17 protein-coding genes and 1 riboswitch are annotated in these 24419 nt (G+C 60.9%); of the genes, 2 read left to right on the forward strand and 15 right to left on the reverse strand.

The window, feature by feature from the left end; genetic code table 11:
* Positions 1-58 precede the first annotated feature (58 nt).
* Together alaS and ltaE are read right to left on the reverse strand one after the other, a co-directional pair.
* Entirely contained in the window at positions 59-2677 is a 2619-nt protein-coding gene (gene alaS, locus H096_RS21035; RefSeq protein WP_033901296.1) for an alanine--tRNA ligase, read from the reverse strand.
* A 146-nt stretch (positions 2678-2823) separates the two neighbouring features.
* A complete protein-coding gene (ltaE, locus tag H096_RS21040) occupies positions 2824-3828 on the reverse strand; it encodes a low-specificity L-threonine aldolase (protein WP_033901297.1) in 1005 nt (334 codons plus the stop codon).
* A gap of 191 nt (positions 3829-4019) precedes the next feature.
* Positions 4020-4189: riboswitch (FMN riboswitch) on the forward strand.
* Between the two features lie 88 nt (positions 4190-4277).
* Between ltaE and H096_RS21045 the strand changes: the two genes are divergently transcribed.
* A complete protein-coding gene (locus H096_RS21045; protein WP_016979790.1) occupies positions 4278-4787 on the forward strand; it encodes a 6,7-dimethyl-8-ribityllumazine synthase in 510 nt (169 codons plus the stop codon).
* A gap of 42 nt (positions 4788-4829) precedes the next feature.
* Here H096_RS21045 and astE read toward each other — a convergent pair whose 3' ends face one another.
* From astE to H096_RS21080, 7 genes are all read right to left on the reverse strand, one after another.
* Entirely contained in the window at positions 4830-5834 is a 1005-nt protein-coding gene (gene astE, locus H096_RS21050; RefSeq protein ID WP_033901298.1) for a succinylglutamate desuccinylase, read from the reverse strand.
* An 11-nt stretch (positions 5835-5845) separates the two neighbouring features.
* Entirely contained in the window at positions 5846-6136 is a 291-nt protein-coding gene (locus H096_RS21055) for a hypothetical protein (protein ID WP_003214319.1), read from the reverse strand.
* Positions 6137-6160: 24 nt separating this feature from the next.
* Positions 6161-7507, reverse strand: a complete 1347-nt coding sequence (gene astB, locus H096_RS21060) for an N-succinylarginine dihydrolase (RefSeq protein WP_033901299.1) — start codon at positions 7505-7507, stop codon at positions 6161-6163.
* Between the two features lie 47 nt (positions 7508-7554).
* Positions 7555-9024 carry a succinylglutamate-semialdehyde dehydrogenase gene (astD, locus tag H096_RS21065; protein ID WP_162240125.1) on the reverse strand — a complete coding sequence of 490 codons (1470 nt, stop codon included), beginning with the start codon at positions 9022-9024 and terminating at the stop codon, positions 7555-7557.
* Positions 9021-10046, reverse strand: coding sequence for an arginine N-succinyltransferase (gene astA, locus H096_RS21070; protein ID WP_033901301.1), 1026 nt, complete (start codon positions 10044-10046; stop codon positions 9021-9023). Before astA ends, astD begins: the two co-directional genes overlap by 4 nt.
* A 51-nt stretch (positions 10047-10097) precedes the next feature.
* Positions 10098-11117, reverse strand: a complete 1020-nt coding sequence (gene aruF, locus H096_RS21075; RefSeq protein WP_003175655.1) for an arginine/ornithine succinyltransferase subunit alpha — start codon at positions 11115-11117, stop codon at positions 10098-10100.
* Positions 11118-11240: 123 nt separating this feature from the next.
* Entirely contained in the window at positions 11241-12461 is a 1221-nt protein-coding gene (locus H096_RS21080) for an aspartate aminotransferase family protein (protein WP_033901302.1), read from the reverse strand.
* A gap of 245 nt (positions 12462-12706) precedes the next feature.
* Here H096_RS21080 and H096_RS21085 point away from each other — a divergent pair, with 245 nt between their 5' ends.
* Complete coding sequence (locus H096_RS21085) at positions 12707-18601, forward strand: DUF6543 domain-containing protein (RefSeq protein WP_033901303.1); 5895 nt, start codon at positions 12707-12709, stop codon at positions 18599-18601.
* Positions 18602-18604: 3 nt separating this feature from the next.
* On the opposite strand, the gene argR is transcribed toward H096_RS21085, so the two are convergent.
* From argR to H096_RS21115, 6 genes are all read right to left on the reverse strand, one after another.
* The gene (argR, locus tag H096_RS21090) at positions 18605-19585 is read right to left on the reverse strand and encodes a transcriptional regulator ArgR (protein ID WP_033901304.1); all 981 of its coding nucleotides are present in this window, start codon (positions 19583-19585) and stop codon (positions 18605-18607) included.
* A 116-nt stretch (positions 19586-19701) separates the two neighbouring features.
* On the reverse strand, positions 19702-20466 hold the full coding sequence (locus tag H096_RS21095; RefSeq protein ID WP_005790637.1) for an ATP-binding cassette domain-containing protein: 765 nt from the start codon (positions 20464-20466) through the stop codon (positions 19702-19704).
* Between the two features lie 27 nt (positions 20467-20493).
* A complete protein-coding gene (locus H096_RS21100) occupies positions 20494-21606 on the reverse strand; it encodes a succinylglutamate desuccinylase/aspartoacylase family protein (protein ID WP_033901305.1) in 1113 nt (370 codons plus the stop codon).
* A gap of 1 nt (position 21607) precedes the next feature.
* Positions 21608-22306, reverse strand: a complete 699-nt coding sequence (locus H096_RS21105; protein ID WP_033901306.1) for an ABC transporter permease — start codon at positions 22304-22306, stop codon at positions 21608-21610.
* Complete coding sequence (locus H096_RS21110; protein WP_010208305.1) at positions 22303-22992, reverse strand: ABC transporter permease; 690 nt, start codon at positions 22990-22992, stop codon at positions 22303-22305. Before H096_RS21110 ends, H096_RS21105 begins: the two co-directional genes overlap by 4 nt.
* Positions 22993-23083: 91 nt before the next feature.
* Complete coding sequence (locus H096_RS21115) at positions 23084-23869, reverse strand: ABC transporter substrate-binding protein (protein ID WP_033901307.1); 786 nt, start codon at positions 23867-23869, stop codon at positions 23084-23086.
* Positions 23870-24419: the final 550 nt, after the last annotated feature.

Raw genomic sequence — 24419 nt, forward strand, 5'->3', positions numbered from 1 at the left:
TCCAATCAACCAGCACCGAACAGGCCCGTGACTAGACCACGGGCCGGTTAACAGCGCCTTAAATACCTGCCTCGACAAACGGCACGGTCAGGGCCAGGGCTGCGTCCAGGCTGCCGGCGTCTACACCACCGCCTTGCGCCATGTCCGGACGACCACCGCCCTTCCCGCCCACTGCCGCGGCGGCTTGCTTCATCAAATCACCGGCCTTGAGTTGGCCAGTCAGGTCCTTGGTTACACCGGCAACCAGAACGACCTTATCCTCATGGACACCGCCGAGCAGGATCACTGCGCGGCCGAGCTTGTTCTTCAACTGATCGACCAAGGCCAACAGCGCCTTGCCGTCCTGACCGTCCAGGCGTGCGGCCAAAACCTTCACATCCTTGACGTCCACCGCCGAAGCCGACAGATCGTCGCCCGCCGCGCTGGCTGCCTTGGCTTGCAACTGCTCCAGCTGTTTCTCCAGGGCGCGGTTGCGCTCCAGCACAGCGGACAGTTTGTCGATCAGGTTGTCGCGGCTGCCCTTGACCAGGCTGGCCGCTTCCTTGAGTTGTTCTTCTGCCGCATTCAGGTAGGCCAGGGCCGCAGCGCCGGTGACCGCCTCGATACGACGCACACCGGACGCCACGCCACCTTCGCTGATGATCTTCAGCAGGGCGATGTCGCCGGTACGGTTGGCGTGGATACCGCCGCACAGTTCTACCGAGAAGTCGCCGCCCATGCTAAGTACGCGCACGCTGTCGCCGTACTTCTCGCCGAACAGCGCCATGGCGCCCTTGGCTTTTGCAGTCTCGATATCGGTTTCTTCGGTTTCTACCGCAGTGTTCTTGCGAATCTCGGCGTTGACGATGTCTTCCAGGGCCTTGATCTGCTCCGGCTTGATCGCTTCAAAGTGGCTGAAGTCGAAGCGCAGGCGCTGGCTGTCGACCAACGAACCCTTTTGTTGCACGTGATCGCCCAGGACCTGACGCAGCGCAGCGTGCAGCAAGTGCGTGGCCGAGTGGTTCAGCGAGGTGGCGTGACGCACATCGGCGTCCACCTGTGCATCCACCGGCGAACCGACGGTGAGGCTGCCCGAAGCCAGCACACCGTGGTGCAGGAATGCGCCGCCGGTCTTGGTGGTGTCGCGCACGTCAAAACGACCGGACGCGGCTTTCAGGAAACCACAGTCGCCAATCTGGCCACCGGATTCGGCGTAGAACGGCGTCTGGTCCAGGACCACCACACCGTCGTCACCTTCATTCAATACGTCAACCGACTGGCCTTCTTTATAGAGGGCAACCACTTTGGCCGAACCGCTGGTGGCCTTGTAGCCGGTGAACTCGGTGGCCACGTCAACCTTGACCAGGCTGTTGTAGTCCATGCCGAACGAGCTGGCCGAACGAGCACGCACACGCTGGGCTTCCATCTCACGCTCGAAACCTGCCTCGTCGAGGGTCAGGTTGCGCTCACGGGCGATGTCGCCGGTCAGGTCCATCGGGAAACCGTAGGTGTCGTAGAGCTTGAACACCACATCGCCCGGCACCACGGTGCCTTGCAGGTTGGCAAGGTCCTGCTCGAGGATCTTCAGGCCCTGTTCCAGGGTCTTGGCGAACTGCTCTTCTTCGGCCTTCAGTACGCGCTCGATGTGCGCCTGGTTCTGCTTGAGCTCCGGGAAGGCTTCGCCCATCTCGGCCACCAGGGCCGCGACGATCTGGTAGAAGAAGCTGCCATTGGCGCCCAGCTTGTTACCGTGGCGGCAAGCACGACGGATGATGCGACGCAGCACATAGCCACGGCCTTCATTGGACGGCAACACGCCGTCGGCAATCAGGAAGCCGCAGGAACGGATGTGGTCAGCGACGACTTTCAGCGAAGCCTGGTCTTCATTGGCGCAACCAATGGCCTTGGCTGCCGCGGCCAGCAGGCTTTGGAACAGGTCGATCTCGTAGTTGGAATGCACGTGCTGCATCACCGCACTGATCCGCTCCAAGCCCATGCCGGTGTCTACCGACGGCGCTGGCAACGGATGCAACACACCATCGGCGGTGCGGTTGAACTGCATGAACACGTTGTTCCAGATCTCGATGTAACGGTCGCCGTCTTCCTCTGGCGAGCCCGGTGGGCCACCCCAGATGTCAGCGCCGTGGTCGTAGAAGATCTCGGTGCACGGGCCACACGGGCCGGTATCGCCCATGGTCCAGAAGTTGTCGGAGGCGTACGGGGCGCCTTTGTTGTCGCCGATGCGCACCATGCGCTCGGCCGGCACGCCGACTTCCTTGGTCCAGATGTCGTAGGCCTCGTCATCGCTGGCGTAGACGGTGACCCAGAGTTTTTCCTTCGGCAGCTTCAGCACGCCGGTGAGGAAGGTCCATGCGAAGTTGATCGCGTCTTGCTTGAAATAATCGCCAAAGCTGAAGTTGCCGAGCATTTCGAAAAAGGTGTGGTGACGGGCGGTGTAGCCGACGTTTTCCAGGTCGTTGTGCTTGCCACCGGCGCGGACGCATTTCTGGCTGCTGACGGCGCGGGTGTACGCGCGCTTTTCCTGGCCCAGGAAGCAGTCCTTGAACTGGTTCATCCCCGCGTTGGTGAACAGCAGGGTTGGGTCATTGCCTGGGATCAAGGAGCTGGAGGAGACACGGGTGTGACCTTGCTCTTCGAAGAAGCGAAGGAAGGCTTCACGGATTTCTGCGCTTTTCATTAGGTTCTTCCACGGAGGCTGCGGCCAAAGGCCAGTGCGCAACATCATCAGACGGAGCGACGGCAAAGGGCCGCATTATATCGGCCCTTTGCCGGTGGTACAGCGTGTTTATACGATTGAAACGTTCAATTAGACGGTCTGCACTGTCATTTCCGCGAAAATTCGACGAATGTCTGCGCGACCTGCTCGATCTGCGCCCGGCTGACATCCAAATGCGTGACCATGCGCAGGCGCGGGGCGGCGCTCAAGGTGATCCCGCGTTCGGCGGCAAACGCCTTCAAGGCCTGGGCCTGGTCACCGATCTGCACGTAGACCATGTTGGTCTGCACCGGCTCCACCTCATAACCGGCCTGGCGCAACGCATCGCCCAGCCATTGGGCGTTGGCGTGGTCGTCGGCCAGGCGCTGAACCTGGTGATCCAGGGCATACAACCCTGCTGCCGCCAATGAGCCGGCCTGGCGCATGCCGCCGCCGACCATCTTGCGCAGACGCCGGGCCTTGGCGATCAACGCCGTGGAGCCGCACAACACCGAGCCAATCGGTGCGCCGAGGCCTTTGGACAGGCACACCGACACCGAATCGAAATGCTGGGCAATCTCGCGCGCCTCCACGCCGAGCTTGACCGCTGCGTTGTAGAGCCGCGCGCCATCCAGATGCAGGGCCAGGTCATGCTCACGGGTGAACGCCCGTGCCTTTGCCAGATAATCCAGCGGCAATACCTTGCCTTGCATGGTGTTTTCCAGCGCCAGCAAGCGGGTGCGGGCGAAGTGGAAGTCGTCGGGCTTGATCGCCGCCAGTACCTGGTCCAGGTCCAGTGAGCCATCGGCCTGCACGTCCAGGGGTTGCGGCTGGATCGAACCGAGCACCGCCGCGCCACCGCCTTCGTATTTGTAGGTATGAGCCTGCTGGCCGACGATGTATTCCTCGCCGCGCTCACAATGGGCCATCAACGCCAGCAGGTTGCTCATGGTGCCGGTCGGAACGAACAACGCAGCGGCAAAGCCCAGACGCTTGGCCAGCTCGGCTTCGAGGTGATTGACGCTGGGGTCTTCGCCATACACGTCATCGCCGCTGACGGCAGCAGCCATCGCGTCCCGCATGCCGGGGGTGGGTTGGGTCACGGTGTCGCTGCGCAGGTCGATCACAGACATGAAACAAGCCTCTGAAGGGTTGAGTAAGTTCCTTTTGAGTGTGATTACTGCGGGCAATGCCACGTAATATCAAGCCCCCATTGCATTCAATCGAATACCAACCAAACAAACCGATATAGGTTATCGATACGGCAATCGTGCAGTTTTCGAAAAAGCGTGTTAAAAACTCTCCGCCGCCAGGGTTCTGGCGGCAACGTTCTCAGGGCGGGGTGCAATTCCCCACCGGCGGTAATTACACGCAATGTGTATAGCCCGCGAGCGCTTGGCGCCTCGAACTGCTCCGGCAGGAAGGCGACAAGGTCAGCAGACCCGGTGTGATCCCGGGGCCGACGGTCATAGTCCGGATGAAGAGAGAACGGGATTGGCACCTAAGGGCCGCTCGTCTTGCGTACCCTTAAATCCCATTCGATTCATAACGCCCTGTTTTTTTCTTAAACAGGAGTCAGAACATGCAACCCACCGCAATCGACAGCAAAAGCAAAAACCACCACGGCGAGCGCGTCGCATTTATCCAGGCCTGCTGGCACAAGGATATTGTCGACCAATCGCGCAAAGGCTTCCTCGCCGAAATGATCGCCCAGGGCTACCAGGAATCGGACATCGATTTCTTCGAAGTCGGCGGCGCCTTTGAAATGCCCCTGCACGCCAAGCTGCTGGCCAAGACCGGCCGTTACGCCGGCATCGTTGCCGCCGCGCTGGTGGTGGACGGTGGCATCTACCGCCACGAATTCGTCGCCCAATCGGTGGTCAGCGGCCTGATGCAGGTTCAGCTGGAAACCGAAGTGCCGGTGTTCTCGGTGTCGCTGACACCGCATCACTTCCATGCGGGCAGCGAGCACCACGCGTTCTTCCACGATCACTTTGTGCACAAGGGCCAGGAAGCCGCGCGCACCTGCGCCGACACCCTGCACAAGGTGCGTGCGATCCGTCGCAGCGAGCCACGGGCTGTAGCCGTCTAAGAGACACAAAAAACCCGGTGTAAAAACCGGGTTTTTTCTTTTTCAGGCCAGGCCAGCGTCCGTGGTCGGCACAATCAGTATCCCCGCTCGCAAACCATTCTTCACCTTCGGGTTCGGGAAGATGATGCGCGCACCCTCCTCCTCTATCACCCAACGGGTCTTGGCCACGTCCTCAGCCAGCAAATAGCCCTGCGCCAACGGCGAGAAGTTCTCCACATCCGCCGGCAGGTGCATCAGGAACGAATCGCTGTGCTTGATGACTTCACGGGACACGGCAAACAGTTGCAAGCCATCCAGGCTTTCGGTTTGCGGCTCGGTGCCTTCGATGATCTGCTTCAGGCGGGTTTCCAGGCGGGACACGTCCACGCCCTGGTTCTGCCCGAACGGCCTTGCCTTACCCAGTTCGAGGGTGAAGGCTTCGGCCTCTAGCTGCTCGTAGGTAAACGCGGTGAAGGTGATCGAGGTCTTGTTCTGCAACAGCACCGCTTCCATGCCGGCAGCGCGCAGGCGGGCCAGTTCATGGCGCGAATGCTGACGGCCTTCCTTCCACGGATACAACGCGAACTGCTCGATCTTCGAACCACGAATGGCCGTGTGCAGGTCGTAATGCAGGCGTGAACGACCAGGCTGGCTGAAGAAGCTGCGAGCCAGTTGCTCAAGCTCAGCGGCACGCATCGCTTCGGGGCCGATGTTTTTTTCGTGGCGCCCGTTGAACAGCCGGTTGACGTCCAGTTCGAGGTAGCGCTCGCCGCGACGCATGGCCTCGGGGTTGCCGAACAGGAACAGAATACGGGTACGGGGCTTGATCTCCCCGCGGGCAATACCATGCAACAGGCGGTCGAGCAGTTCGATCGGCGCGGTTTCGTTGCCATGGATGCCGGACGACAGCAACAGGTCGCCGCCATTGTCCTTCGCTTCAGGTGGGCGCACTTCAAGCGCGCCCTCGCTGAGCCAGCGCATCTGCACGCCGTCGACAGTCAGTTGAATTTTTTGCGCCGGTTCGCGACCGGCGAGGGTCAGTTCAAGCAGTTTGCCGAGGGCGAGCATACGCAGCTTCCTTAGTGGTTGCAGCCTGGGCCGTGGACGTGATCGTCGTCATCACCTTCAACGTCGGCCGGTTCCATTTCCAGTTGCAGGCTCATCAGGTTGGTGGCCAGTGGGCGCATCAGCAGGTTGGCGTACTCGGCGTCACCTTCTTCCACGTCCACACCGATCAGCAGTTGGCCACGGCCGTCGTGCTGGATCCAGATCTCCTTGCCCTGCCAGACCACGGCGACGCGGGTGCAGGAAGTTTCCAGCTGGGTGCCGTCGGTGTCTTCAAGAATCAGTTTCAGGGTGTCGGTGGTCATAAATAGCTCTCAGCCATGCGGCGTTTAATTGATCTGGAAAGGATAAACAGCGCCCAGTTTAAGGATTTGCGTCAGTTCATCCAGTGCCGTCCGGCATTCAAGCAACAACTGCGGGTCAGCCAGGTCGGTTTCGCGCAGGCTGTCGCGGTAGTGCTTGCCTACCCACTGGGTCAGTGTTTCGTACAACGGCGCGGTCATGATAACGCCTGGATTCACCGCCGCCAGTTCCGTTTCGTTCAATGCCACACGTAAACGCAGGCACGCCGGGCCGCCGCCGTTCTGCATGCTTTGCTTGAGGTCGAACACCTTCACTTCGCGGATCAGGCCACCGGCAGCGGTCAGTCCTTGCAGGTACTGCCAGACGCGCTCATTAGCACGGCACTCTTCCGGCACGATCAGCAGCATCGAGCCGTCAGCGCGACTCAACAATTGGCTGTTGAACAGGTAGGAACGTACCGCGTCTTCGACACTGACCTGGGCGCGGGGCACGCAGACGGACTGGAAGTTGCCGCCCAACTTGCCCAATTTGCCTTGCAGTTCGGCGAGCATCTGCTCGGTATTGAGAAATGCGTCCTCGTGATAGAACAGTACTTCGCCGTTGCCGACCGCGATCACGTCGTTGTGGAACACGCCGGCATCGATTACCGCTGGGTTCTGCTGGGCGTAGACCACGCCATCATCCTTCAAGCCGTGCAGGCGTGCGACCGCCTGAGAGGCTTCAAGGGTCTGGCGCGCCGGATATTTCTGCGGCGCCGGGTAACGGGGGTCGAACGCGCTGCGACCAAACACAAAAAATTCGACACCCGCTTCGCCATAGTCACGGCAGAAGCGCGTGTGGTTGGCCGCGCCTTCATCACCGAACTGCGCCACCGCCGGCAACGCGGCGTGGTGGGCGAAGTGCTTCTGATCGGCAAACATCGCGCCCAGCACGCGGCTGGTGGTCGGGTGCTCGATGCTGCGGTGGTATTTGCAGTTGAGGTTGGCGGCGGTGAAATGCACGCGGCCGTCAAAGGTGTCGGCGCTTGGGCTGACGGTGGCGGCGTTGGCCACCCACATGCTCGACGCCGAGCAACTCGCGACCAGCAACGGCATCGCATCCTTGGCCGCTTGCTGGATCACTTGGGCGTCGGTGCCGCTGAAACCCAGGCTGCGCAAGGCGGCCACATCAGGACGTTCCTGAGGTGCCAACACACCTTGCACAAAACCCATGTCCATCAGGGCTTTCATCTTCTGCAGGCCCTGCAACGCCGCTTCCTTGGGGTTGGAATGCTGCTGGCTGTTGCTTTGGGACGCGACGTTGCCGAAGGACAAACCGCCGTAGTTATGGGTCGGCCCCACTAGACCGTCAAAATTGACTTCATAGGATTTCATCGGCGAGGCTCCACGAACATCTGTATTTTTATAGGCATCAATAGCAATCAGGGCAATCGCACGCCGGGTGTCAGCGCGGCTGGCAACACCAGGCTCGGGGTCTCAAGCGAGGCCACCGGGTACGCGCAATAATCCGCTGCGTAATAGGCACTGGCGCGATGGTTGCCCGACGCCCCTACTCCACCAAACGGCGCGGTACTGGCGGCGCCGGTCAGTTGTTTGTTCCAGTTGACGATGCCCGCGCGGCTTTCCAGCCAGAACTGCTGGTAGCGTGCCTCGGAGTCCGACAGCAAACCCGCGGCCAAGCCGTACTGGGTGTTGTTGGCCTCGGCAATCGCCGCTTCGAAATCAGCGTAGCGGATCACCTGCAACAGTGGGCCGAACAGCTCCTCGTCTTCGCGCTCGCTCACGCCAGTTACGTCGATGATGCCGGGGGTCAGCAAGGCGGCCTGGTCCTGGGGCTGAGTCATTTCCAGCAGCGCCACGGCGCCATTGGCGAGCATCAGTTCCTGGGCGTCCATCAAGGCTTTGGCCGCCGCGAGGGAGATCACCGAGCCCATGAACGGCGCGGGTTGCTGGTCGAACGCACCCACTTCAATCGTCGAGCTGACCGCCACCAGGCGCGCCAGCAACGCATCACCCCACGCGCCTTCCGGCACCAACAGGCGACGCGCACAGGTGCAACGCTGGCCGGCCGAGATAAACGCCGACTGAATAATGGTGTACACCGCCGCATCCACGTCGGCCACTTCATCCACCACCAGCGGGTTATTGCCGCCCATTTCCAGGGCGAGGATCTTGTCCGGGCGCCCAGAGAATTGCTGATGCAGGTGATTGCCGGTGCGGCTGGAGCCAGTGAAGAACAACCCGTCGATACCGGGGTTGGCCGCCAGCGCGATACCGGTTTCCCGCGCGCCTTGCAGCAGGTTCAACACACCCGCCGGCAACCCGGCTTCGATCCAGCATTGCACGGTCAACTCGGCAACCTTGGGGGTCAGCTCGCTCGGCTTGAACAGCACGGTGTTACCCGCCAGCAACGCTGGGACGATATGCCCGTTCGGCAAGTGACCAGGAAAGTTGTACGGGCCAAACACCGCCACCACGCCGTGCGGCTTGTGGCGCAGCACGGCGGTGGCGTCGCCCAGGGGGCCGCTCTTCTCGCCGGTACGCTCGCGGTAGCTTTGCACCGAGATCGCGATCTTGTTGGCCATGCTGGTGACTTCGGTGGCCGATTCCCACAGCGGCTTGCCGGTTTCCTCACCGATGCAACGGGCGATTTCGTCGGCGCGGCTTTTCAGGGTGGCGGCGAAGGTTTCCAGAATAGCGATGCGTTCTTCCAGCGGGCGCTTGGCCCAGGCCGGAAACGCCTGGCGTGCAGCCTGCACGGCCGACTCAACCTGCTCGGCGGTGGCGCCATTGCCGGCCCACAGCACCTGCTGAGTCACCGGGTTGCGCGATTCAAACAGTTCACCCTGGCCAGCCAGCCAGCTACCTGCGATATACAGCGAATTCATTATTTCGACTCCCGAGCAGCGGACAACGGAACGGCACGCACTTGATCACCCACCACCAGTTGCAGGCGCTTGGCGGTCTGTGGATCGACTACCAGCGTGCCTGCCGCCAGACGAGCCGGGGCGGCGGTGATGCGGCATTCTTCGCGCTTGCGGTTATGGATCAGGAACGGCGTAGCATCGTCCCCCGGCGTGCCGATCGCCAACACCAGCGACTGGCTATCGCGTACGGCACGGATCTTGGTGGTTTCACATTCCACCGCAGGTCCCGCGTCGAAGATGTCGACATAGCCCTGGTAGCTGAAGCCTTCGCTCTTGAGCATGCTCAGCGCCGGCTCGGTGTCCGGATGGACCTTGCCGATCACATTGCGCGCATCCTCGGACAGGAAGCAGCTGTACAGCGGAAACTTCGGCATCAGTTCGGCGATAAACGCCTTGTTGCCCACGCCCGTGAGGTAGTCGGCCTGGCTGAATTCCATCTTGAAGAAGTGCCGGCCCAGGCTTTCCCAGAACGGCGAACGCCCCGCTTCGTTGGATACACCGCGCATCTCGGCAATGATCTTGTTGCCAAACAGTTGCGGGAACTCCGCGATAAACAACATGCGCGCCTTGGCCAGCATGCGACCGTTGAGGCCGGTGCGGTAATCGGCGTGCAGGAACAACGAGCACAGCTCGGAGTTGCCGGTGAGGTCGTTGGCCAGGAACAGCGTCGGGATCTCGCGGTAGATATTCAGTTCCTGGGAGGCGCTGACCGTCAGGCCGACCCGGAAGTTGTACCAGGGCTCACGCAGGCCAACGGCGCCAGCAATGGCGGAAATCCCCACCACGCGGCCTTCGTCGTTTTCCAGCACGAACAGGTAGTCGGCATCGCCGCGCCCGGCGTCGCCACGAAAGGTTTTCTCGGCCCAGCCCACACGGTGGGTCAGGCGCTCTTCGTTGGCCGGCAAGGTGGTGAGGCCGGTGCCGGTGCTGCGCGCCAGATCAATCAGGGCCGGTAAATCGCTGCTGCGTACGGGACGAACGATCATGCTATCTCCTCGAACGGGCCGCTGTTGTCAGCCACCCGCGAAACTCTCTTTTTAAACCGCTACCAGGCGCACACTCGCGCCTTCGCCAACACCCAGGGCTTCGGCCGCTGCGAGGTCCAACGTCACCGGTTTACCCGGCGCGTAGTCCAGTTCCAGCATCACCGCGCGGTAATCCTGCAACTGCGCGTTGCTCACCAGGTACTGGCGACCGACACCCTTGACCATCTCACCGATCTTCACCGGTACCACGCGGCTCTGGGCAATCGAACGAATGCCCGAGACCCGTGCATGCAGCGTCGGGCCGCCGTCGAAGATGTCGATGTAATGGTCGGTCTCGAAGCCTTCGCGCATGAGAATGTCGAAGGTGATCTGCGCACGCGGGTGCACCTGACCCATGGCTTCCTGGGCTTCGTCCGGCAGCAGCGGCACGTAGATCGGATAATGCGGCATCAGCTCGGCGAGAAAGGTACGGCTTTTCAGCCCGCACAGGCGCTCGGCGGCGGCGTAGTTGAGGTCGAAGAAGTTGCGACCGATGGCGTCCCAGAACGGTGAGTCACCGTTCTCATCGCTGTAGCCGACGATCTCGGTCACCACCGAGTCGGCAAAGCGCTCGGGGTGGCTGGCCACGAACAGCAGGCGGCCACGGGAATTGAGTTCCGACCACGGCGAACCGACCAGCTCAGGCACCACGTAAAAGCTGGTGAGCAGGCTGTTGCCGGTGAGGTCGTGGCACTGGGAGAGCACGTGGATCTTGTTGTGGATCTTCAGCTCGCGAGAGGCGTGCACGAAGGTCTCGTTACGGAAGCTGTAGAAGGGTTCCGAGTAGCCGGCGGAGGCGACGATGGCCGAGCAACCGGCGAGCTTGCCGGTCTCGGTGTCTTCGAGCACGAAGAAATAACTCTCTTCGCCGTTGAAACTGACCTCGGCCGCGAAGGACGCTTCGCTGGCGGCGATCTTGTCGCTGAGGCGTTCCACATCGTCCGGCAAGGAGGTGACACCAATCGGGCTGTCCGCAGCCAGACGCTGTACCTCGCCCAGATCAGCCATTTGCGCGGGGCGCATCACCAGCATGGTGTCACTCCTTAACTCGAAAAACAGGCAGGCCTGGAGCCTGCACAGAGGAAAAAATGCCGGGCGGGCCCGGCACACACACAATTCGGTTCACCACCCGGCGTGCCAGGTGGTGAAGGGTCATCAGCCTTGCGTCAGCACTTTCACAGCACGCTCAAAACGGTCCAGGCCTTCCTTGATATCCGCCTCTTCCACCACCAAACTCGGCGCGAAACGCACCACATCCGGGCCGGCTTGCAGGATCATCAGGTTTTCTTTCTCGGCCGCATTGAACACGTCCTTGGCCTTGCCCTTGAACGCATCGCTCAGTACGCAACCGAGCAACAGGCCCATGCCACGCACTTCGGTGAAGATGCCGTACTGCTTGCCGATCTGCTCCAGGCGCGCCTTGAACAGGTCGTGCTTGGCATTCACGCCAGCCAGCACTTCTGGGGTGTTGATCACGTCGATCACCGCTTCAGCCACCGCGCACGCCAACGGGTTGCCGCCGTAGGTGGTGCCGTGGGTGCCGACGACCAAATGCTTGGCCAGCGCTTCAGTGGTGAGCATGGCTGCAATCGGGAAACCGCCGCCCAGGCTCTTGGCGCTGGTGAGGATGTCCGGGGTCACGCCGTAATGCTGGTAAGCGAACAGGTGGCCGCTGCGACCCATGCCGGTTTGCACTTCGTCGAACACCAGCAGCGCGTTGTTCGCGTCGCACAGCTCGCGGGCGCCTTGCAGGTAAGCCAGCTCGGCCGGCAGTACGCCGCCTTCGCCCTGGATCGGCTCCAGCACCACGGCGCAGGTCTTGTCCGACACGGCGGCTTTCAGCGCGGCCAGGTCGTTATAAGGAACGTGGGTGATGCCGGTGATTTTAGGACCGAAACCATCGGAGTACTTGGACTGGCCACCGACGTTGACGGTGAACAGGGTACGGCCATGGAAGCTGTTCAGCGCGGCGATGATCTCGTATTTCTCGGTACCGAAACGGTCGAATGCAACGCGACGAGCCAGCTTGAACGCGGCCTCGTTGGCCTCGGCGCCGGAGTTGCAGAAGAACACGCGCTCGGCAAAGGTGGCGTCGATCAGCTTGTGGGCCAGGCGCAGGGCCGGCTCATTGGTGAAGACGTTGGAGACGTGCCACAGCTTGTTGGCCTGTTCGGTCAGTGCACCGACCAGCGCCGGGTGGGCATGGCCCAGTACGTTGACCGCGATGCCGCCGGCAAAGTCGATCAGCTCGCGACCCGCCTGGTCCCAAACGCGCGAACCTTCGCCACGCACAGGAATGAATGCGGCCGGTGCGTAGTTAGGCACCATGACCTGGTCGAAATCGGCACGTTGCACCGGGGCTTGCTCAACGGACATCGGAGTCTCCTGAAGAGGAACGCCTGCCTGGAACTGGCGGGCGATGCAGGGATTGTAAGGACAGTTTTCAGCGCGGCCTTGCCGCCAAGCGACAACTTCTTATAGCGCCAAACCGCGATTTTGGCGGGTTTACGCCAATGCGACAAATAGCGTCGCAATGGCGCAGTTTAAACTAACTATCTAGAGCCAGCCGGGTGAAACACGCTGATCTACTGACGGGCTTTACCGACGATCAGAGATCCAGCATGAGTAAGCCCCCGGCAAAACACGCCACCCAACACCCCGACAGCCATTATCAGCTACTCAAGGATGCCTTCCCCACCTGGTTGGGCGCCGCACCGCGCGCCAGGCAACAGGCCTTGTCCCGGGCCAAACCGCAGCCGCACGCAACGAGCCCGGAGTTAAAGCGCCTGAATGGCGCCCACTGGAATGCGCAAAATGCCGTGGATGACGCGCTCAAAAACCTACAAGGCCCACGTGCGTATGCCCGCGCAGTACTTGAAGAGGCGCTGCAGGCCCGCTATGGCTTGGGCCTCAACAGCGAAACGGTTTACCTGCGCCTCTATATTCCCCAACACGTACCGTGGTTTTCGATCCCCACCGGCGCCGCGCGTACCTGGACCGTGTCACTGCTGGACGCGGCCTTGCACAACTTCGAACACAGCGAAACCGTCGAGGGCGCCTTCGAGGCCGACTCGACCTACATCACTGCGCCCAACGCCAGCGGCCAATTCGACACATTACCCGCGATCCGGCAAACAATCAGCGTGATAGCCTTCACGGGCCTGTGCCGCGAACTGGATATCGGCGCACGCTACCAAGCCTACCTGCGCACGCAACTGGGCCTCGACGAACCGGTCAGCGCCGCCGTGATACGCAGCAAGGTGGACACCAGCCAGAAAGCCGCCCTGCGCGCCGCCCTGCAACTGGCGCGTCTGCGCGGTGACATCCAGGACGATTACGCACGACAAGTCGAAAGCCTGCTGCAAGGCCGCAGCGACCTGATGCTCGACAACCAGGCCCTGCGCTGCCACGACCTGCAGATGATGGGCGCGCCATTGACCGGCCTCCTGCTGCTGGCTCCCGACCTGGAAACCACGCCCACGGTGCCACGCCTGGTCGCGTACATACCGGACGACCCACAGCATCCACTCAAGGAATACCCCTCGTCGCGGGCGTTCAAGCAGGAACTCACCCGCCAACTGCGCGACCCCGACTACCAGACGTTTTTCAGCCGCTTCGTCAGCCATGAATACCGTGGGGCCTTTTTTGCCAACCTGAGCCAGCGCCTGGCACGGATCAAATGGCATCCCGCCGAGCCCGGCAGCAGCTTGGCACCCTGGCGCATAGAGCCCACCGACGACCCCAAGCTGCAATTTGTCGCCAAGCCGATCCAGGGCGATGTGTGGCTGCACCTGTATCAACAAAAACTCAACCAGATCCTCAACGATGCGCGCACCCAGGCAGTCTCCACGGCCACGGTCGACCGTAACGCGCGCTGGGCGTTGTGGGATTCAATTGTAAATGTGGCTTCGACGATCCTTAACGCCGCACTCCTGATCGTCGCGCCATTTGTTCCAGGGCTGGGGGAGTTGATGCTGGGCTATATGGCCTGGCAAATACTCGACGATGAATTCGAAGGCATTATTGACTGGGCTGAAGGCTTGCCCCAAGAAGCGTTCGGCCACCTGATGAGCGTGCTGCAAACGTGGGTGCAAGTGGGGACGTTCGCGGCCGGCAGTGTTATTGGCATCGCTGAGTTACGCAAAGTGTTGCCTACGCCAGTCGTGGAATTCTTCGACCGCTTCAAACCAGTCACCCTTGCCAATGGCGCCCAGCGCTACTGGAAACCCGACCTCACGCCTTATCAACAGCACCTCACGCTGCCGCCGCGCCTGGGCGTCAACTCCCTGGGCCTGCACAGCGTGCGCGGCGAATCGCTACTGCCATTGGAAGGCAAGCTATACGCCGTACAACAACTGGCGGATGGCGAAAGCTATGGGATCAAGCACCCGACGCGTCCCGACGCCTATACCCCGCGCCTGCAACATAACGGCGCCGGCGCGTGGCACAGTGAGCTGGACACACCGCTGCATTGGGACCGCCCGACCTTGCTCCGTCGCCTGGGCCACGGCGTCAGCGAGTTGAGCGAAGCCGACCGACACCTGGCGCTGGACATCAGCGGCATCCACGAAAACAACCTGCGCAAGATGCACGTACGCGGCGCCCCCGTGCCACCGCTATTGGACGATACGCTCGAGAGATTGCGCATCGACCGCAGCCTGCAAACCTTGATCGACCGGCTCGACAGCGACGACCCGGCACAGCACGCACAGGTCGACCCGCAAGACATGCTCCAGTTACTCACCACCTACGGCGATTGGCCCAAGACCCGCGCCCTGCGCATTCTGGACGCCGAAAGCAACACGGCCTGGGAATTTGGTGACAGTCACCTGCCGGTGGTGCAGATTCCCGAAACGCAACTGGCCAATGGCGAACTGCTCAAGACCGTCCTGCAAGCCCTGAGCCCGGAGGAAATCCGTGCGCAGTTCGGCGAACGTGCCGCCGACCCGCAATTGAGCCTGGACAACCGCGTCAAGCAGTTGCGTAAAAAACTCGCGCGCCAGGCAGAGGCCCATCGCACCGAACTGTTCGATTCGCGCTACGCCCAACTGCAAGCGACGGCGGACGCACCGGTGCAACAAATCCAACAGAACGCCCCGCAACTGCCGCCCCGCGTCGCCACCTACTTACTGGACCAAGCCAGCGCACAAGAGCTGACAGAACTGACCGCCCAACGCACGCCGCCGCGCCTGGCAGACCTGGCTCGTAGCGTCGTGAACGAGTTGCGTATCAACCGAGCCTACGAGGGCCAATACCTGACGGCGATGCCGAATCTCGACAGCGAACGGCTGGCGCTGAATGCCTTGCGAATCCAACCGGGTTGGTCGGCCAACCTGCGTATTGAAGCCAGGCACCTGAGCGCCCATGGGGCGGTATGGTTGACCATCGGCGCCGAGGATGCCCCACTGCTACGCACCCTGGTACGCACCGCCGAGGGTCGTTATATACCCCTCGACGAAAAAGGGCCGTTGTCAGGTGAAACAGACCTGTACACCGCGATTCTGAACGCCATTCCCGACGCCCAACGAGACGCGCTGGGCTTTGGCGTCAACCAGGGCTCTGCGCTGCAAGAACGCCTGCGACAACGCACGCTGCCACGTGAGGAACTGCGCCAAGTGCTGGACGACACCGCGATAGCGCCACCCACCCGACAGACTCTGACGGCGCTGGGAAGCGACGTTGGCTACCCAGCCCAACCGGCACAGGCTGCCCCGTCGTTGACGCTGGAGGCACGGGCGAGGGCCATGTATCCGGGGCTCAACCGCCTGCAAATCCAGGACTTGCTCAACCACCTGAACGCCCAACCCGATGGCGCCGCCAATGGCATCGCGGCACTGGCCGAAGAATACCGGCAGCTGGAGAGTGACTTGCGAACCTGGAGGCGACAACTACCCACCCACCACCCCGAAACCCATGCAGAGTTATCCGAACACGAGCTGCGCAGCGAGCGCCAGAACCGACGCATGATTGCCAGACAACTGCGACGCTGTTGGCGCCATGAACTGGAAATCGACGATTACTTCGAAGACCCGGCCACAGATGGCTACAGCCTGCACCTGAATTACCCCATCCTCGGAGCCTTGCCGGACCTGACGGCAAATTTTGACCACGTGTCGCTGTTGACACTGAGCGGGAATGCTCGAACGCCCGGAGCGCTTGCGTTCCTGCAACGCTTGAGGCAACTGCGCCACCTGAACGTCAACGGCATCCATCTCGACACTGCGCCGGATTTCATTTTCAACCTGCCGCGCTTGAACGCCCTGAGCCTGAGTGGATGCAATATCAGACTGACGCCCGACAGCCAGGCACGAATCGCCTCGCTGCATCGCCTGCAGTCCCTGGTGCTGCACAACAACCCCTTGGGGCTGGCGCCCAGCGTAGAAGCCATGCGAGGCCTTATTCACCTCGACTTATCGCACACCGGGATCGAGCAGTTGCCGGCCGGCGTTCTCACTCGGCCCGAACTACAGGGAGCACTGCTAAACGACAACCGAATCCACGAACTGCCGCTCGAGTTTTTTGCGCTGCCGCCGAGCAAAGGCGACGGCCTCTACCTCAGCAACAACCCGCTGTCGCGGGCGACGGTTGAACACGTCAAGGCCTACTACCAACGCCACGGCATCACGTTCGGTGCCGACGCATTCCACACTGATCTGCGCGATGCACACCTACTGTACCCAAGCCTGGGCAAGATCGAACTGAACCGACTGCTCTACAAGTTGCCGGGCACACTTGAAGCCGGCCAGACCGAATTGGCGCGCAGGGCTGCGGAGCTGCAAACATTGCGGGCAGAGCTCACCCGTTGGGAACAGGCACCCGACCTCAGCCCGTCAGAATTCGAAAGACGAGGTAAACTGCGCCAACTACTGGAGAGCAGTTGGCGCCAAGAAGTAACCCCTGGGAGCACAGATCGATTTTCACTGAGCATCAACCGTGAGCTGGCCGGCGAGCTGCCCACCCTGCAGGCTTCATTTGCGCACCTTAACGGGCTGATAATTCGGGGCCAGAACGTGGCAATCACTGTCGATGACTTCCTTGGCAGCTTCCCCAACCTGCAAGCCATCAGCCTGTATCAAACGAGGCTGGGGGACGTCCCGCCAAGGATCTTCTCGCTACCCAGACTTGAACTGCTGGACCTGGAACACTGTGGCATCCGCTTGTCACCCAGCAGCCGCACGGGCCTGGAGCGTCTGTCGTACCTCAGGCACTTGAACCTGAGCAACAACGCTCTGGGCGAGCCACTGGACGTCAGCCTACTGGCAAACCTGACCACCTTGAACCTGCGCAACACAGGGCTGAACGCGGTGCCCGCCAGCCTGCTGGTGGAGAAAACGCGCCTGCACATCAACCTCAGCGCAAACGCCATCGAACAACTGCCCCCCGAACTGTTCACGCTGCCAAACCATGTCGCCCAAACGTTTGACCTGTCTGCCAACCCACTGTCGCGACAGACCCTTGAAGCGGTCAAACGCCACTGCCAGCGCACGGATGTGTTTTTCAACATCCAGACGCCCACCGCACAACGCGAAAGAGCGCGACGGCTGTACCCGAGAATCAGGGCAAAAGAAGAGGAGCAGGTGGAAGAGTTGAACCGCCTGATTTTCGGACTGCCCGGCAACCTTGATGAGATAGACACCAGGCTGGAGACACTTGAAGCCGATTATCAGCAACTGGTCGCCGACCTGCAGCGCTGGGTGGACGATATCCCAGCGCAACATCCCTTGGTGGACGGCCCCCTGGAGGACTTCCTGCGCGTCGACGAAGAACTCAACCGTCGCCGCGTCAAGCGCCGGCTCGAAGCCGCCTGGCGCCGCGAAAGCCCGACGGACGAAGACAACCTGGATGAGCGCACCACCTACGCCGTCAGACTTAACGCCCCGATCATCGGCACGCTGCCGGAACTGAGACCACGCTTCGATCACGTGACATCTTTTGACCTCAATGGCGCACTCACCCTCACCGAACTGGATGGCACCCTCAACGCCTTCCCTGCCCTGCAAACCCTGATCGTGAGCAATTGCACCCTCGGCAAATTGCCATCCGCGATCTTTAACATGCCCAACCTGTCGAGCCTGGATATTTCTGATTGTGAAATAGCCCTGACCCCCGCCGCCGCACGCTCCATCAGTGACCTGCACACCCTCGATTACTTGAACTTGCGCAACAACCCCCTGGGCCATGCACCAGACGTCAGCAACCTGCAACAGTTGAGCTCACTGCATTTGCCCAACACCCAGATCCGCGAACTACCTGCCGGGGTATTCCTGTTGGACGAATTGCGTACCCAGGACCTGAGCGACAACCGTATAACCGAGATATCCACAGACCTCCAGGACATGCATCAGACACTCGACGACGACTGCGACTTCACAGGCAACCCCTGGTCGCAGGAGAGCCTCAGGCGGCTGCGCGAGTATTACCTGCAGACCGGAAACAATTTCCAGATCCCGGAAGTCAGGCTCAACGGCGCCGGCACACCACTGGATCCGCTGCCGGATGAACCTATGGAGGAGTAACGGTCAACCCCGTTCGGACGGCACCGACGACAATTCGAACGGGCTGCTGCTGCGGCGCTGGTTGCGGTCTTCACGAGGGGTGGCGCCAAAGAAATTGCGGTAGGCGCTGGAGAAGTGCGGCCCCGAGGAGAAGCCGCACGACAGGCCGATCTGGATGATCGACTTGCTGGTTTGCATGAGCATCTGGCGGGCCTTGTTCAGGCGCAATTCCAGGTAGTACTGGCTGGGGACGCGGTTGAGGTATTGCTTGAAGATCCGTTCCAGTTGTCGTCGCGACACACAGACGTGCTGGGCGATTTCGTCGGTGGTCAGTGGCTCTTCGATATTCGCTTCCATCAGCAACACAGCCTGGGTCAGCTTGGGGTGGCTGGAGCCCAGGCGGTTTTGCAACGGAATGCGCTGGCGCTCGCCGCCTTCACGGATGCGCTCCACCACCAGTTCTTCGGACACCGCACCGGCCAGTTCGGCGCCATGATCACGGGCCAGTACTGCCAGCAGCAGGTCGAGTACCGACATGCCACCACAAGCGGTGAGGCGATCGCGGTCCCAGTCGAACAGATGGCTGGTGGCGATCACCTTGGGGAAACGCTCGGCGAAATCGTCCTGCCAGCGCCAGTGCACGGCGGCGCGGTAGCCGTCCAGCAGGCCGAGTTGGGCCAGTGGGTAGACGCCGGCCGACAAACCGCCGATCACGCAACCGGCGCGAACCAGTTGTTTAAGGGCAGTGCTGAGTTGGGAGGCGATAACGGTCGGCGGCTCGTCCGCCAACAGGAAGAGTTTCTGGAAGCCTTCCAGCTTGCCGGCCCACGGCTCGCCCGGCAGTTGCCAGGCGCCTTCGGTCGCAGGTTCGGCCTGCAGGAACGACAGCTCGTAGACCACGTCCGGATGCACCCGCTGGGCAACGCGCAAGGCCTCCTCAGCCAGCGCAAGCGTGAGTGCTTTTGTGCTGGGCCAAATCAGGAAACCAATACGATGGGCGGTCATGGAGGGCTATCCGAAGCGAGTAACAGTGTTAAGGCCAAAAGTGGCAACCACCAACATAGTGCATGTTGCGCAAAGCGCGAAGCATGCCCTATATCAGTGCACAACGGCAGTCTTGATTATTTCAAGCTACCGGAAAGAAACTGCTGCAAACGCTCGGACTGCGGGTTCACCAGCACTTCACGCGGGTTGCCGCGCTCTTCGACGATGCCTTTGTGCAGGAACACCAGCTGGTTCGACACTTCACGGGCAAAGCCCATTTCGTGGGTCACTACCACCATGGTACGGCCTTCCTGGGCCAGGTCCTGCATCACCTTGAGCACTTCGCCAACCAATTCCGGGTCGAGGGCCGAGGTGGGTTCGTCGAACAGCATCACCTCAGGCTCCATCGCCAGGGCGCGAGCGATGGCTACGCGCTGCTGCTCGCCGCCGGACATATGACCGGGGAACGCATCTTTGCGATGACCCACGCCGACTTTGGCCAAGTAATGCTCGGCCTTTTCACGGGCTTCTTTCTTCGACATGCCCAGCACGTGCACCGGGGCTTCCATCACGTTTTCAAGCGCGGTCATGTGCGACCACAGGTTGAAGTGCTGGAACACCATGGACAGGCGCGAACGCATGCGTTGCAGTTGTTTAGGGTCGGCGGCCTTCATGGCGCCGTCCTTGTTGGCGACCAGCTTCAGCTCTTCGTTGTTAAGCAGGATCTTGCCGGCGTGGGGCTGCTCCAGCAGGTTGATGCAGCGCAAAAAGGTACTTTTGCCCGAACCGCTGGAACCGATGATGCTGATCACATCACCGGCTGCGGCGGCCAGGGACACGCCTTTGAGCACTTCATGACTGCCATAGCGTTTATGCAGGTCTTGGACTTCAAGTTTGTACATGCGGTCGGTTCTCACAAAAACAGGTGGTCAGTCGTTGAGCAAGCGCCCGTGACGCAGCGCTTCGCGCCCCGCCACCTTGGCCAGCCAGAAACCCGCTTGGGCATAACGTAGCCGTTCAACGGCAAACAACACCCCCGAAGTACCTGCGCAAATAGTACTCACGCGGTCTTCCAGGGGGTCAATCACTTCAAAAATCGGCTCGCCTTTTTCGATCCATTCACCAGCTTTACGCAGGTAGCTGATCACCCCGGCGTGGGGCGCGAACAACAATTCGGTGCCCTCGAATGGCACGCCTTCGCAAGGTTCGAATTGCGGAGCAGGCCATTCGCCCTTGATCAGGCCCTGCTCAGCAAGGAACGCGAGAATACCTTCGGCGTGGAAAATCGCCTCGTCACGCCCGGTATCGGCCTGGCCGCCCAGCTCAAGCGTAGTCGCCAGGCAGGCCAACGGGATTTGCGCCTCAGGAAACATCTGGGACAGACGCAGCCATGGCAGCGAACAGGCCTCATCGAACGAACTGCCACCGGAGTCTTCCGCCAGCAGGCCGACCTTCACATTCAAATGCGCCGACAACGAACGCCACTGCGGCCAATGCTGAGGCAGTGCGTACATGTGCAGCGCGGCTTCGGCGTCGCAGTGCAGGTCGAGCACCACATCGGCGGTGCAGGCATGGCTCAGCAATAGGCGCTGCATGCCTTGCAGCTGGCTGCTTGGCTCGGGCAACGCATTGAGCGCGTCAGACATTGCTTGACGGATCATGCGCACATTGGCGTGAGGATCATCGCCCAGCTTGCCGTTGAGCAACTCGGCAACCGGCTCGCTCAACTCCACGAAGTCGCGATTGAAATTCTTGCCGCTGCCCACCTCGAAACGTCCCTGGTGACTGCCTTGCAGCAGTTGGCCCAAGCCCATCGGGTTGGCCACCGGCACCAACTCGATCACGCCGTTGAGCGCGCCTTGCTGTTCCAGTTCGGTGAGGCGCTTTTTCAGCTCCCACGCGGCGCGCATGCCGGGCAATTCATCAGCGTGCAGGCTGGCTTGGATATAGGCCTTGCGCTCGCCCTGGCCGAAGCGGAATACGCTCAGTTGGCGCGCGCAGCCCAGGTGCCCCCAAGGCAACCGATGATCGATACGTTCCATATCAGTGCTTCCGTGGAGCCAGGTAGCTCAGCCAGCGGCGCTCGGCCAACTTGAACAGGCGCACCAGGATGAAGGTCAGGCACAGGTAGAACACGCCAGCGGTGATGTAGGCTTCGAACGGCAGGTAGAACTGGGCGTTCACCGTGCGCGCGGCACCGGTGATGTCGATCAGGGTGACGATGGAGGCCAGGCTGGTGGTCTGCAGCATCATGATCACTTCGTTGCTGTACTGCGGCAGTGCGCGGCGCAGGGCCGAGGGCAGCAGGATGCGGCGGTACAGCTTGTAGCGCGACATGCCCATGGCCTTGGCCGCTTCGATCTCGCCATTGGGCGTGGCCTTGAGGCTACCGGCAATGATTTCGGCGGTGTAGGCGCTGGTGTTGATCGCAAACGCCAGGCACGCACAGAACGTGGCGCTGGACAGCAGCGGCCACAGAAAGCTTTCGCGCACCACTTCAAATTGGGCCAGGCCGTAGTAGATCAGGAACAGCTGCACCAACATCGGCGTGCCACGGATCACGTAGGTGTAAAGCCACGCCACGCCATTGACGACCGGCTGCTTGGACACGCGCATCAAGCCCAAAGGCAAGGCGGCAAGCAGGCCGAAGAACAGCGAGATGGCGAGCAGTTTCAGGGTGGTCAGCAGGCCGCCAAGGTACAGCGGCATGGCCTCCCAAATGACGTTGTAGTCGAAGATCATAGATCAGCCGCCCTTACGCCTACCGAGTAGCGCTTCTCAAGATGACGCAAGGCCAGCAACGACACGCTGGTGATCACCAGGTACATCGCCGCCACCGCGAGGAAGAAGGTAAAAGGTTCGCGGGTGGCATCTGCCGCCTGCTTGGCCTTGAACATCATGTCTTGCAGGCCCACCACCGAAATCAGCGCAGTGGCCTTGGTGAGGACCAGCCAGTTGTTGGTGAAACCGGGGATCGCCAGACGGATCATCTGCGGCACCATCACCCGGAAAAACACCTGAAAACTGCTCATGCCATACGCAAGGCCGGCTTCGGCCTGGCCCTTGGGAATGGCCATGAAGGCGCCGCGGAAGGTTTCCGACAGGTAGGCGCCAAAGATGAAACCCAGGGTGCCGATACCGGCGGCCAAGGGGTTCAAGTCGATATAGTCGTCGTAGCCCAACATCGGCGCGACACGGTTGAGCAGGTCCTGACCGCCGTAGAAAATCAGCAAGATCAGCACCAGGTCGGGGATCCCGCGGATCACCGTGGAGTACAAGTCACCCAGCCAGGCCAACCAGCGCACCGGCGACAGGCGCAACGCGACCCCGATCAGACCCAGAACAATGGCCAAGGCCATGGACGACAAGGCGAGCTGAAGCGTCAACCATGCGCCATCGAGGATGACGGCCCCGTAGCCTTTCAACATGATTCAGGTCCTCGAAAAGGGGGATGAAAAAATGGCGCAAACCTCAGGAATTCTGTTGCTTGCGCCATTTCGGACAGACCGCTGCGACGATTTACTTGGCGTCAGCGCCGTAGATATCGAAGTCGAAGTACTTGTCCTGGATTTTCTTGTACTCACCGTTGGCACGGATCGCGGCAATGGCTGCGTTGATGCGGTCGAGGTTTTCCTTGTCGCCTTTGCGTACGGCGATGCCGATGCCGTCACCGAAGTACTTGGCGTCGGTGAACTGTGGGCCCACGAACGCGTAGCCTTTACCGGCCGGGGTCTTCAGGAAGCCGTCTTGCAGCAGGGTGGCGTCGGCCACGGTGCCGTCCAGGCGACCGGCTTCCACGTCCAGATAGATTTCGTTCTGCGAGCTGTAAGGCACAACCGTGGCGCCTTTAGGGGCCAGGACTTCCTTAGCGAAACGATCGTGGATGGAACCGCGTTGCACACCGATCTTCTTGCCCTTCAATTCATCCAGGCTGTCGCTGACGGTGGTGCCTTCCTTCATCACCAGTTGCGCTGGGCTCAGGTAGTAGCGGTTGGTGAAGTCCACGGACTTCTTGCGGTCTTCCGTGATGGACATGGACGACAGGATCGCGTCGATCTTGCGCACTTTCAGCGCAGGGATCAGACCGTCGAACTCTTGCTCGACCCAAGTGCACTTCACGTCCATCTGCTTGCACAGGGCGTTGCCGATGTCGTAGTCAAAACCGACGATGCTGCCATCGGGGGCTTTGGAGGCAAACGGAGGGTAAGCCGCTTCGATACCAATTTTCAGGGGCTTGCCTTCAGCGAAAGCCTGCATGGACAGCACGGACAGCGCCAGGGCGCCCAACAGCACGAGTTTCTTCATCTTGGGACTCCATCGGTATAGGGCAAAACAGCAGTATGAGCCATGGCCCACGATGCGACTTAAGGGAAACCGAATTGCGGTGCTGCGTCCTACACCAGCTACACACTGGAGACGACGAGCGAGTGATCGGCATTCTAACGACAGGCCGGAAGCCGATATTTCCTCAATGCGACAACAATTTACAGAAGCACCGAGAAAGCAGTTCCAGCTCATTGACAGCCTCTGTTTTTTATGCAGAGACAAAAGACATTAAACCTGTAGACGCTGCAAATTGCGGGCCTATTATTCGCAAACCCTTCTAGCACGGCAAGTCTGGCGTTTAATCTTATTTACCAAGGCGTCTAAAACGCGGTTTTTCGGGGCATGTGCGTAGCACTTTGCCTCATGTTTGGGCGGCGGGTTACACATTTGCGTTCGACGGTAACATTCAGAAATCTCCTACGAGAGAAACCGATATTTATTGACCTCCGATCAGATGTCGCTCACCACAACAGCCTGCCCTGTGTCTAGTCCTGAAATAGGTTTACACCTGTTTCAGTCTCAAAACGCC

The organism is Pseudomonas sp. FH1, from assembly GCF_000510895.2.
In the GTDB taxonomy this organism is placed as follows: Bacteria; Pseudomonadota; Gammaproteobacteria; order Pseudomonadales; family Pseudomonadaceae; genus Aquipseudomonas; species Aquipseudomonas azotoformans_A.

Excerpts from the sequence above, each read along its gene's own strand:
- argR (WP_033901304.1), bottom strand. The coding sequence starts at position 19,585 with ATGACCGCCCATCGTATTGGTTTCCTGATTTGGCCCAGCACAAAAGCA.
- astB (WP_033901299.1), bottom strand. The coding sequence starts at position 7,507 with ATGAAATCCTATGAAGTCAATTTTGACGGTCTAGTGGGGCCGACCCAT.
- H096_RS21100 (WP_033901305.1), bottom strand. The coding sequence starts at position 21,606 with ATGGAACGTATCGATCATCGGTTGCCTTGGGGGCACCTGGGCTGCGCG.
- H096_RS21105 (WP_033901306.1), bottom strand. The coding sequence starts at position 22,306 with ATGATCTTCGACTACAACGTCATTTGGGAGGCCATGCCGCTGTACCTT.
- H096_RS21115 (WP_033901307.1), bottom strand. The coding sequence starts at position 23,869 with ATGAAGAAACTCGTGCTGTTGGGCGCCCTGGCGCTGTCCGTGCTGTCC.
- astE (WP_033901298.1), bottom strand. The coding sequence starts at position 5,834 with ATGCTCGCCCTCGGCAAACTGCTTGAACTGACCCTCGCCGGTCGCGAA.
- H096_RS21085 (WP_033901303.1), top strand. The coding sequence starts at position 12,707 with ATGAGTAAGCCCCCGGCAAAACACGCCACCCAACACCCCGACAGCCAT.
- H096_RS21055 (WP_003214319.1), bottom strand. The coding sequence starts at position 6,136 with ATGACCACCGACACCCTGAAACTGATTCTTGAAGACACCGACGGCACC.
- H096_RS21110 (WP_010208305.1), bottom strand. The coding sequence starts at position 22,992 with ATGTTGAAAGGCTACGGGGCCGTCATCCTCGATGGCGCATGGTTGACG.
- ltaE (WP_033901297.1), bottom strand. The coding sequence starts at position 3,828 with ATGTCTGTGATCGACCTGCGCAGCGACACCGTGACCCAACCCACCCCC.
- aruF (WP_003175655.1), bottom strand. The coding sequence starts at position 11,117 with ATGCTGGTGATGCGCCCCGCGCAAATGGCTGATCTGGGCGAGGTACAG.
- astA (WP_033901301.1), bottom strand. The coding sequence starts at position 10,046 with ATGATCGTTCGTCCCGTACGCAGCAGCGATTTACCGGCCCTGATTGAT.
- alaS (WP_033901296.1), bottom strand. The coding sequence starts at position 2,677 with ATGAAAAGCGCAGAAATCCGTGAAGCCTTCCTTCGCTTCTTCGAAGAG.
- H096_RS21080 (WP_033901302.1), bottom strand. The coding sequence starts at position 12,461 with ATGTCCGTTGAGCAAGCCCCGGTGCAACGTGCCGATTTCGACCAGGTC.
- H096_RS21045 (WP_016979790.1), top strand. The coding sequence starts at position 4,278 with ATGCAACCCACCGCAATCGACAGCAAAAGCAAAAACCACCACGGCGAG.
- H096_RS21095 (WP_005790637.1), bottom strand. The coding sequence starts at position 20,466 with ATGTACAAACTTGAAGTCCAAGACCTGCATAAACGCTATGGCAGTCAT.